The sequence below is a fragment of the Vreelandella venusta genome, assembly GCF_044809155.1.
In the GTDB taxonomy this organism is placed as follows: Bacteria; Pseudomonadota; Gammaproteobacteria; order Pseudomonadales; family Halomonadaceae; genus Vreelandella; species Vreelandella venusta_B.
This window is the reverse complement of sequence record NZ_CP085241.1, coordinates 1-11,024: the sequence shown is the minus strand read 5'-3', so window position 1 is coordinate 11,024 and position 11,024 is coordinate 1. Positions and strand designations below refer to the sequence as shown.

Below are 11,024 nucleotides of genomic sequence, written 5' to 3'. Positions count from 1 at the left end.
CGATGAGTGTTTCGACAAACCAATCGACACCCGATGTGTCGACCTTTCAAGGCTTGATCCTTGCTCTGCAACAGTACTGGGCAGAACAGGGCTGTGTCATCCTTCAACCCCTCGATATGGAAGTCGGCGCGGGCACCTTCCACCCCGCCACCTTCCTGCGGGCGATTGGCCCAGAAACCTGGAACGCTGCCTACGTTCAGCCTTCCCGCCGCCCAACGGACGGCCGCTACGGCGAAAACCCTAACCGCTTGCAGCACTACTACCAGTTCCAGGTGGTGATGAAGCCCTCCCCCAGCAACCTGCAGGATCTTTACCTAGGTTCGTTAAAGCGCCTCGGGCTCGACCCGCTGATTCACGACGTACGCTTCGTGGAAGATAACTGGGAGTCCCCCACTTTAGGTGCCTGGGGCCTTGGTTGGGAAGTATGGCTCAACGGCATGGAAGTGACTCAGTTTACCTACTTCCAGCAAGCGGGCGGCATCGAATGCTACCCCGTCACCGGCGAGCTGACCTACGGGCTTGAGCGTATCGCTATGTACCTGCAGAACGTCGACAGCGTTTATGATCTGGTATGGGCCATTGCGCCGGACGGCAGCAAAGTTAGTTACGGCGATGTCTACCTGCAAAACGAGCGCGAGCAGTCGGCGTATAACTTTGAGCACGCAGATGTGGATCAGCTCTTCGCGGCGTTTGATCACCAGGAAAAAGAGTGCAGCAAGCTGTTGGCCGCGAGCCTGCCGCTGCCCGCTTACGAGCAGGTGCTGAAAGCGTCCCATACGTTCAACCTGCTGGATGCCCGCCACGCGATCTCCGTCACGGAACGTCAGCGCTTCATCCTGCGTGTACGCACCATGGCGCGTGATGTCGCTACCGCCTACTTCGAGTCTCGTAAAGCAGCAGGCTTCCCCATGGCATCGGAAGAATTACGCCGTGAACTGTTACAAGAAAAGCTCGCTGAGCAGGGAGACGCATAATGGCTGTTGATACGCTTTTATTAGAACTGGGCGCAGAAGAGCTTCCGCCGACCGCGCTGGACGCGCTTTCAGACGCCTTTGCTGCCGGCATTGAAAAAGGCCTACAGGAAGCCGAGATTCCCTTCCAAGCGGTGACCGCTTACGCCACGCCGCGACGCTTAGCCGTGCAAGTCACCGGGCTTGCCGACAAGCAGCCAGACCGTGAAGTAGAGCGCCGTGGCCCTGCCCTGGCCGCCGCGTTTAAAGACGGCGCCCCCACCAAAGCGGCCGAAGGCTTTGCGCGCTCCTGCGGTGTCAGCGTGGATGATCTGATCCATCTGGAAACCGACAAAGGCACCTGGCTTGGCTACCGCGAACAGCAGCAGGGTGACAGCGTTCAAGCGCTACTACCTGAGATGGTGCGTAAAACGCTCCAGTCGCTGCCGGTGCCCAAGAACATGCGCTGGGGTGCGTCCCGCGTTGAGTTCTCCCGTCCGGTTCACTGGTTGGTAGCACTGTACGGTAGCCAAGTTGTTGCCGCCGAAGCCCTTGGCCTTCAAGCCAGCCGTACCACCTACGGCCATCGCTTCCACTCGCCGGATGCGATTCAACTTGAGCATGCCGACGACTATCTGGCAGCACTGGAAAGCGCCTACGTATTGGCAGACCGCCAGCGTCGCCGGGAGCGTATTCGTGAACAGGTGCTCGCCGAGGCCGAAGTTCAGGAAGCCAACGCCGTCATCGACGAGGACCTGCTGGTAGAGGTCAGCGGTTTGGTGGAGTGGCCCGTCGCACTGACCGGCAGCTTCGACGAGCGCTTTTTGGAAGTGCCCGCGGAGTGTCTGATCTCCTCCATGAAGGCCAACCAGAAGTACTTCCACCTGTTAGATGACCAGGGCAAGCTGAAGCCGCTGTTCATCACTATCTCGAACATTGAGAGCCAAGACCCTGATCAGGTGATCTCCGGCAATGAAAAGGTTATTCGTCCGCGCTTGGCGGATGCGGCCTTTTTCTACGACACCGACCGCAAGCACACGCTGGCTTCGCGCATTCCGCAATTAGAAAGCGTGGTCTTCCAGCAGCAGCTGGGCACGCTGGCAGATAAAGCCCGCCGTAGCACGGCCATTGCGACCTTTATCGCCGAGCGTATTCACGGCGATGTGGCCCACGCGCAGCGTGCCGTGGCACTGGCAAAATGTGACCTCGTCACCGAGATGGTGCTCGAATTCCCTGAACTCCAGGGCATCATGGGTCGTTACTACGCCGAGCAGGATGGCGAGCCTGCGGAAGTCGCCCAGGCGTTAGAAGAGCAATACCTGCCCCGCTTTGCCAGCGATGCGATTCCGCAAAGCCTGACCGGCCAAGCCCTGGCACTAGCCGATCGCTTGGATACCCTGGTGGGCATCTTCGGTATCGGCCAACGCCCCACGGGCGCGAAAGACCCCTTCGCCCTGCGCCGCGCCTCCATTGGCGTGCTGAACATTCTGGTGAAAGGCGAGTTGAACCTCGACTTGCGTGAACTGCTGCAAGTGGCTGCTGATCAGCACCAGAACCTGCCGAAAGCCGACGGCCTGGTAGAAGACGTACTGACGTATATGCTCGACCGCTTCCGCGCCTGGGGCCAGGAAGAGGGTGTCTCTGCAGAGATGTACCTCGCGGTTCGCGCACGCCCGGTCACCAAACCGCTGGATTTTGCGCGTCGCTTACGTGCCGTCAAAGCCTTTGCTCAACGTGAAGAAGCCGCTGCCCTGGCCGCTGCCAACAAGCGTGTTTCTAACATCCTGAGCAAACAGGAACATGACGGCAGCACTCAGGTAGAGGCCTCGCTTCTTCAAGAAGCGGCGGAAAAAGCTCTGTTTGAAGCTGTCACGGCTAGCCAACAGCAGGTAGCCCCGTTGTTTGCCAAAGGCGATTACCAGCAGGCATTAGACGCACTGGCCACGCTGCGCGAGCCAGTCGATGCCTTCTTTGATCAGGTGATGGTCATGGCAGATGACGATGCTATTCGTCGTAACCGCCTTGCTCTACTTGCCAGCCTGCAGGCGCTGTTCCTGGAAGTAGCCGATATTTCTCAGCTCCCTCAGTAACACGGCTTAGCCTCTCAAAAGCGACTTATCACACCCTGAAGTCGTAACCGTTAGACAGCTCGTAGCCCGGCTTTTTAAAAGCCGGGCTTTTTGCTGCGGTGTGATGTTTCACGTGAAACATCAATGTAAAATAAATGAAACATTTTTAATTCTTACCACGCTTTAACAATATACGCATTGGCAATTTGCCCGCCAAGGAGTTGGCTTGTGTACGATATTTTTCTTTTCGATACCCTTCCTCAGCAGCAATCCAACATAGCGTCTTATCAGCTAGATGGCCAAAAAGTGTGGCTGAAAAAAGCCGCTAAGCGCAATTCACGCTGGGCCTATCTACCACTAACGCTGCTAGCCCGATGTTTAAACATCGACGCACTCAGGCCCGTACCCAACCTAGGAGGCGTACAAAGTTTGGCACTGGAAGCTGCAAGAATTAGAGCGCTTTGCGCTGCGGGTATTGCGGTTCCTACTATTCTGGCAGAAACTCCTGACGCACTCTTACTCGCAGATGCTAGTGCTGAAGAAACACCTACACAAACGCTACTGGACAGCCTGGCACAAGCAGAAACACCAGATGAAATTGACCATCTTCTGATTATGGGTATCTCAGCGTTGAACGATGTGCATAAACGAAGCTGTTATCTTAGTGAGGCCTTCGCGCGCAATATCCTCGTCAATAAAGAAAGAGTTGTGTTTATCGACTTTGAAACCGATCCTGGCCACTATCATAAGCTTACCGACTGTATGGTCCGCGATTGGCATTGCTTTATTTTTTCGCTTTACGGCAAACTGAGCCAACGCCCGTTGCATCGGGAGCGTTTAACCATTGCCCTAATGGATGGCCTGCAATACGCTCGAGAAGACGTACGTGAGCGCTTCATAACCACTCTGCCCCGCCTCAAGCGACTACAAAAAATACCGTTCCAACGGTTTGGCAGTGATGGCAAAAAAATTGCTCATACGCTGAAGGCGCTGGCGTTACTAGATCAACACTTGCGCACAAAATAGGAAAGGTATGCTCTCTTCACCACTCACGTCCACACCGTTAAAAAAGCTTGTGATTTTAGACCGTGATGGCGTGATTAATCACGACTCCGACGCCTACATCAAATCATTGGCCGAGTTTATTCCCTACCCTTCCTCGATTAGCTCAATTGCACGGCTCACTCAGGCAGGCTATACCGTCGCTGTCGCGACCAATCAGTCAGGCATTGCTCGCGGCTATTATGATGAGGAAACGTTGAGTGTCATGCATCAGCGGATGTGTGAACTTGTAGAAGCAGAAGGAGGCCGTATTGCTCGCATCGCCTACTGTCCCCACGGGCCAGACGATCAATGCCACTGCCGAAAACCACTCCCTGGACTGCTAACCGATATACAGCAGCAGCTGCATCTTTCCAGCTTAAAGGGCAGTTGGATGGTAGGCGACAGCTTACGAGATCTGCAAGCCGGTGAAGCAGTGGGATGTCGTAGCGTTCTCGTAAAAACGGGCAAAGGTGAAAAGACCTTAGCAAAAGGCATCGGACTAGAGCATGCTTTGATTTACGCTGACTTGGCTACATTTGTCGACGACTTGCTGGCAAATGTACTGGACTAGCCTTTATGCATTTTTCTCAATGTATTGAATGGCCTCACGCAAAAAAACCGCAGGCATTACGCCTGCGGTTTTTACGTTGCTATGTTTCACGTGAAACACATTGAAGATATTTTAGATATCGAGATTCGCCACTAACGCGTTGGTCTCAATAAACTCACGACGGGGTTCCACTTCATCCCCCATCAGCGTATTGAACATCATATCGGCGGCTACAGCATCTTCGATAGTAACGCGCAGCATGCGGCGGCTGTCTGGATCCATAGTGGTTTCCCAGAGCTGGTCAGGGTTCATTTCACCCAAGCCTTTGTAACGCTGGAAAGAGAGCCCACGTTGACCTTCTTGCATTAACCACGCCAGCACCTCTGAGAAGTGTGAAACCGGCTTTTGCCGCTCACCACGGGCGATATAAGCGCCTTCTTCCAGGAGTCCATTCAGCGTATCCCCTAGACCAGCAATAGCGCGGTAGTCGGCACTTTCAAAGAAGTCTAAGCCCCAGACATACTCTGTGGTTACTCCATGGGCAATCAGCGACACCGCCGGCAAGTGCAGGCCACGCTCCGTATCTTCATGGAGGTAGAACTGGTAGCGGGGACCACCTTCATACGCCACTTTATCATCCATCGCTTTTTGTAACTCAGCGATCCAGTTCTCCATCGTTACGCGATCTTTCAGGCTCGTTTCGCCTTGTAGTGCCGTTGTATGCACTGTCTGCTTGAGCACTTCAATCGGATAGACACGGGCAAGGCGGTCGATGCGCTTCATTACATTGCGGTACTGATTCACCAGTGCTTCCAGCTGCGAACCGGTGATGCCCGGCGCATCGGCATTCACGTGTAGCCCCGCCCCATCCAGCGCGGTGGTCGTTAGGTAGTCGACCATGGCTTGCTCGTCTTTCAGATAAAGCTCTTGCTTGCCACGCTTGATTTTATACAACGGCGGCTGGGCAATAAAAATATGGCCTCGCTCAATCAGCTCCGGCATTTGGCGGAAGAAGAACGTGAGCAGCAGCGTACGAATGTGAGAACCGTCGACATCGGCATCGGTCATGATGATAACCGAGTGGTAGCGCAGCTTATCAGGATTAAACTCTTCGCGGCCAATGCCACAGCCCAGCGCGGTGATTAAGGTGCCCACTTCCGCCGATGAGAGCATTTTGTCGAAGCGTGCTTTCTCAACGTTAAGAATTTTACCTTTCAGCGGTAATATCGCTTGGGTACGGCGGTCGCGCCCCTGTTTGGCGCTGCCGCCTGCTGAGTCACCCTCCACCAGGTAAAGTTCTGACTGGCTGGGGTCTTTCTCTTGGCAGTCGGCAAGCTTGCCCGGTAAGCCAGCAATATCTAGCGCACCTTTACGGCGAGTCATATCTCGCGCTTTACGGGCCGCTTCACGCGCACGAGCAGCATCTAGCATCTTATTGACGATAGATTTTGCTTCATTAGGCTTTTCAATCAGGTACTCTGAAAAGAGCCGCCCCATCTCCTGCTCAACGGCCGTTTTCACCTCAGAAGAGACGAGCTTCTCTTTGGTTTGAGATGAAAACTTCGGATCCGGTACCTTTACGGAGATGACTGCCGTCAAACCTTCACGCGCATCGTCACCCGAGGTATTTACCTTAGATTTTTTCAGCAGCCCTTCTGCTTCAATATAGTGGTTCAACGTGCGGGTGAGCGCCGCGCGGAAACCAGCCAGGTGAGTACCGCCATCACGCTGGGGAATATTATTGGTATAGCAAAAGATGTTTTCAGTGAATGCTTCGCTCCACTGCATGGCAACTTCGACTTCAACGCCATCTTCGCGAACGGCATTAAAATGAAAAACCGGATTCAATACGGTCTTGTTTTTATTTAGGTGGTCAACAAATGCTTTAAGACCCCCTTCATAATGGAATAACTCTTCTTTACCGCTGCGCTCATCCATCAGCCGGATAGCAACACCGGAATTCAAGAAAGAGAGCTCGCGCAAACGTTTGGCTAAAATATCGTAATGGAATTCGATATTAGCAAACGTTGCCGGCGAAGGACGGAAGTGGACACTGGTACCGCTTTTTTCAGTTTTTCCAACTACGCCAAGCGGTGCCTGTGGCACACCATGGCGATAAATCTGCTCAAATACCTCATTTTGACGCCAAATGGTGAGGCGCAGCTCTTCCGATAAGGCGTTGACAACTGAAACCCCTACACCGTGAAGTCCGCCTGAGACTTTATAGGAGTTGTCATCAAACTTACCGCCAGCATGCAACACCGTCATGATCACTTCTGCCGCAGATACCCCTTCTCCTTCATGAAGCTCAGTAGGAATACCTCGGCCGTTATCACTGACCGTTATCGACTCATCAGGATGGATAACGACTCGGATTTCACTGCAGTGACCTGCTAAAGCCTCATCGATGGAGTTATCCACCAGCTCGAAAACCATATGGTGCAGACCGGTACCGTCGTCGGTGTCACCGATGTACATACCTGGGCGCTTGCGTACTGCGTCTAGCCCTTTGAGCACCTTGATGCTTGATGAATCGTAAGCCTGCTCGCTCATTGACCACTCCGTCGTGAAGTCTGTCTCATTCCGTGTCGCCTACCCATCCGTTATTAACTGGCTCAGGCCCTGCCCGGAATGTTTCACGTGAAACATTCCAAGCGGTGTCTCTGGCTGCCACATGCCGTTTAAAGCGGCCGGGTCGACGCTGGTAATAAATGCTTGGCACTGCATCTCTTCAAGCAATTTGCAGAATCGCTGGCGGTGCTGTTCATCCAGCTCCGCAGGCAAATCATCTATCAAATACACACAGTGCCGCCTTGCTGTGCTTTCCAGAAGCCGCCCTTGGGCTAGCTTAAGCGCACTGACCACCAGCTTTTGCTGGCCTCTGGAAAGCACTTCAACTGCTGGCTGTTTATTTAGCCGAATGCGCAAATCGGCGCGCTGGGGGCCTTGCTGGGTAAACCCCATTTGCTGATCTGTTTCGCGGCTGCTTTGTAATACCTCAACCAAGGGCTTCTGCTTATCCCAGCCTCTGGCATACCGAAGCGTTAACCCCGGCAATGGCAGTAATCGTGCTAGCGTTTCCTCAAAAACAGGTAAAAACTCGCTAAACCAGTTTTGACGAAGCGTGTCCATCTGCTCGCCCCAGGTCGCTAATTCCTGCTCCCACACTGCAATTTCACCGGGTACTATTCTACCACGCCTGAGCAGCGCATTCCGATGTTTCACCGCTCGACGCGTTCGCTTCCATGCCTCTAAGAAGTGATGTTTCACGTGAAACACACCCCAGTCGAGAAACTCTCTACGGCCGGCTGGTGACCCTTCTAATAAACGAAACGCATCGGGGTTTATTAACTGCAGCGGCATGGCCTCTACCAACTCAGCCAAACGCACGCCTTTCTCACCCCTTAAACGCAGCTCAAGCTCTCTCTCTGCACGTAAGCGCCTAACGCCAAGGGTCACCTCAGGGCTACCGGCTAAACGCCCGTAAAGCGTCATATACGGAGCTTCTATTTGAATAGCATTCTTAAGCTGGCGTGTCCGAAATGAGCGCCCCATCCCCAATATATGGATGCCTTCCAACAAACTGGTTTTCCCACTGCCATTAACCCCGTAAACCACATTTATACGCGGAGAAGGGCGCATTTCTACGGGTGCGAGATTACGCAAGCCTTGCAGGTGTAGCTGAATTAGGCTCATTAACAGTCGCCACCAGATTGAAGGATTAAACGTGAAAACGGCGCTTCTGCTATCAGAAGCGCCGTTTTTTCATGGGGCTAACGCGTGTTATAGACGCATGGGCATAACAACGTACAGTGCATCGCCACCGCCTGGCTCTTCTAACAATGCGCTGCTGTTGGGGTCAGCTAAAGTGACCTGTACGCGGTCTTCGTTCAACACAGAGAGTATGTCGACTAAATAGCCTACGTTGAAGCCTACTTCCATAGCGCCGCCGTTGTATTCAACCGCTACGTTCTCTTCTGCTTCTTCCTGCTCCGGATTATTGGCCATCACCTTAAGATTATTTTCCTCAAGGTAGAGACGTACACCACGATACTTCTCGTTAGAAAGAATAGCGGTACGCGAAAGAACCTGGCGGAGTTCAGCACGCTCGGCAATCAGTACCTTGTCACCGTTGCGTGGCACAACGCGCTCGTAATCGGGAAACTTGCCGTCGATTAACTTAGACGTAAAGGTAAAATCACCCGTATGAGCACGAACATGCGTGGCCCCCAGCGTCAAACTAACCGGCTCGTCACTGTCATCTAGTAAGCGCGACAGTTCAAGAATCCCTTTACGCGGCACAATAAGCTTTTGCGACTGGCTAACAGAAATATCAATAGGTCGTGAACACATGGCCAAGCGGTGTCCATCGGTCGCTACGGTCCTCAATAAGTTGCTCTGAATCTCAAGCAACATACCGTTCAGATAGTAGCGAACATCTTGCTGGGCCATCGCAAACGAGGTGGCTTCAATAAGATGTTTTAACGTGCCACGTGGAACGCTTAGCTCTTGGCTACCGTCCGCATCCTCAATATTGGGGAATTCAGCTACCGGCAGGGTTGAAAGCGTGAAGCGCGAGCGGCCGCTACGCAGAACAGCCCTCCCCTCTTCAACAGCAAGCTGAATATCTGACTGGTCGGGCAGTGACTTACAGATATCCATTAACTTGCGTGCGGGCACTGTTGCCGCACCTTCCTGATCCACCTGGTTGGCCACCGTGCGCCCTATCAGCTCAACTTCAAGATCGGTGCCGGTCAGTGAAACTTGATCACCTTCTACTTGAATCAATACGTTAGAGAGCACAGGCAGCGTTTGGCGCCGTTCTACCACGCCCGCCACCAGTGTCAGCGGGCGCAGCAGCGCCTCTCGGGAAATTGAGAATTTCATCAATACTCCGGTTATATATCCTGAAAGGCCTCTCTACTTCAGACCCAACAATAGTGGTTAACTGGTTAACAGACGCAGCAGATTTTTATAATCTTCGCGTATATCCGCACTCTCTTCCTGCAGTGCTTTTACCTTTCGGCATGCGTGCAATACGGTCGTATGGTCACGTCCGCCAAACGCATCACCTATCTCAGGCAGGCTGTGATTGGTGAGTTCTTTGGCAAGCGCCATAGCGACCTGCCGAGGCCTTGCCACTGAGCGCGAACGCCGCTTGGACAGCAAATCTGCGACCTTAATTTTGTAATACTCAGCCACCGTGCGCTGAATATTATCGACCCCTACCTGCTTATCCTGAAGCGCAAGCAAGTCCTTAAGCGACTCACGAATAAAGTCTTGGGTAATGGTTTTGCCCATAAAATGCGAATCGGCAATAACTTTTTTCAGCGCTCCCTCAAGCTCACGGACATTTGAGCGAATTTTCTGAGCAATGAAAAAAGCAGCATCATGAGGGAGGTCGACTTTTGCTTGATCGGCCTTCTTCATCAAAATGGCAACGCGGGTTTCTAATTCAGGCGGCTCTATCGCGACGGTAAGCCCCCACCCGAAGCGTGACTTCAAGCGCTCTTCAACGCCACTGATCTCTTTGGGGTAGCGGTCAGAGGTGAGAATCATCTGTTGCCCCCCTTCTAACAGCGCATTGAAGGTGTGAAAAAACTCTTCCTGAGAGCGCTCTTTACCCGCAAAAAACTGGATATCATCGATGAGGAGCGCATCAACACTGCGATAAAAGCGCTTAAAATCATTAATGGCATTTAGCTGCAGCGCTTTCACCATATCTGCAACAAAGCGCTCCGAGTGCAGGTAGACCACTTGAGCATTTTCACGCCGCTCGGCCAGTGCATTACCTACCGCGTGCATCAAGTGCGTTTTACCTAAGCCAACACCGCCGTATAAAAACAAGGGGTTATAAGCACCACCTGGATTTTCCGAGACCTGACGGGACGCCGCACGGGCCAATTGGTTCGACTTACCCTCAACGAACTTATCAAACGTGAAATTAGGATTGAGGCCACTACCGTGCTTTAAACTACCTTCAACCTGCACCTGACGTTCATTACTACGACGTACCGGCGCCTCTTCCCTTAGCTGGCTAATTTCTCGCTCATCGGAAACATTACCCCGGGGTGACGTGTGAACGGCGGGTGCTATTCGTTGCGCAGGTGCTGCCGACACCGGGTTACCTAAATCACGCGGCTGTGGCGCAGGTGCCGCTACACGTCGGCTACCCACCGTTAAACTGACTTTGGGAGGCTTACCGGGGGCCAGCTCACGAATCAATTCGCTGATTCGTTTGGCGTACTTATCACTCACCCAGTCGCGCACAAAGCGGTTCGGCGCCAACAAGCATAGCTCGTTAGACTCTCCTTCTTCTGCCTGCAACGGACGTATCCAGGTATTGAACTGCTGAGAATTCAGTTCGTCCTGCAGGTAGTCCAGGCACTGTTGCCAAAGCGCGAGTGACAC

8 protein-coding genes are annotated in these 11,024 nt (G+C 53.1%); 4 read left to right on the top strand and 4 right to left on the bottom strand.

Annotated elements, in window-relative coordinates; genetic code table 11:
• The first annotated feature begins 2 nt into the window (after positions 1–2).
• From glyQ to gmhB, 4 genes are all read left to right on the top strand, one after another.
• Positions 3–974 (top strand): glycine--tRNA ligase subunit alpha, encoded by a 972-nt coding sequence (glyQ, locus tag LG301_RS00040; RefSeq protein WP_404472352.1) that lies wholly within the window; start codon positions 3–5, stop codon positions 972–974.
• The gene (gene glyS, locus LG301_RS00035) at positions 974–3,040 is read left to right on the top strand and encodes a glycine--tRNA ligase subunit beta (protein ID WP_404472350.1); all 2,067 of its coding nucleotides are present in this window, start codon (positions 974–976) and stop codon (positions 3,038–3,040) included. Before glyQ ends, glyS begins: the two co-directional genes overlap by 1 nt.
• A 408-nt stretch (positions 3,041–3,448) precedes the next feature.
• Positions 3,449–4,045 carry a hypothetical protein gene (locus LG301_RS00030; protein WP_404472348.1) on the top strand — a complete coding sequence of 199 codons (597 nt, stop codon included), beginning with the start codon at positions 3,449–3,451 and terminating at the stop codon, positions 4,043–4,045.
• Positions 4,046–4,052: 7 nt separating this feature from the next.
• Complete coding sequence (gene gmhB, locus LG301_RS00025; RefSeq protein WP_404472346.1) at positions 4,053–4,634, top strand: D-glycero-beta-D-manno-heptose 1,7-bisphosphate 7-phosphatase; 582 nt, start codon at positions 4,053–4,055, stop codon at positions 4,632–4,634.
• 111 nt (positions 4,635–4,745) lie between these two features.
• Here the strand turns inward: gmhB and gyrB are convergent, their stop codons facing one another.
• The 4 genes from gyrB to dnaA form a co-directional block, all read right to left on the bottom strand.
• Positions 4,746–7,166, bottom strand: a complete 2,421-nt coding sequence (gyrB, locus tag LG301_RS00020; RefSeq protein ID WP_404472344.1) for a DNA topoisomerase (ATP-hydrolyzing) subunit B — start codon at positions 7,164–7,166, stop codon at positions 4,746–4,748.
• Positions 7,167–7,205: 39 nt separating this feature from the next.
• Positions 7,206–8,309 carry a DNA replication/repair protein RecF gene (recF, locus tag LG301_RS00015; protein ID WP_404472342.1) on the bottom strand — a complete coding sequence of 368 codons (1,104 nt, stop codon included), beginning with the start codon at positions 8,307–8,309 and terminating at the stop codon, positions 7,206–7,208.
• Between the two features lie 87 nt (positions 8,310–8,396).
• Positions 8,397–9,500 (bottom strand): DNA polymerase III subunit beta, encoded by a 1,104-nt coding sequence (dnaN, locus tag LG301_RS00010; RefSeq protein ID WP_404472340.1) that lies wholly within the window; start codon positions 9,498–9,500, stop codon positions 8,397–8,399.
• Between the two features lie 57 nt (positions 9,501–9,557).
• Complete coding sequence (gene dnaA, locus LG301_RS00005; protein WP_404472338.1) at positions 9,558–11,024, bottom strand: chromosomal replication initiator protein DnaA; 1,467 nt, start codon at positions 11,022–11,024, stop codon at positions 9,558–9,560.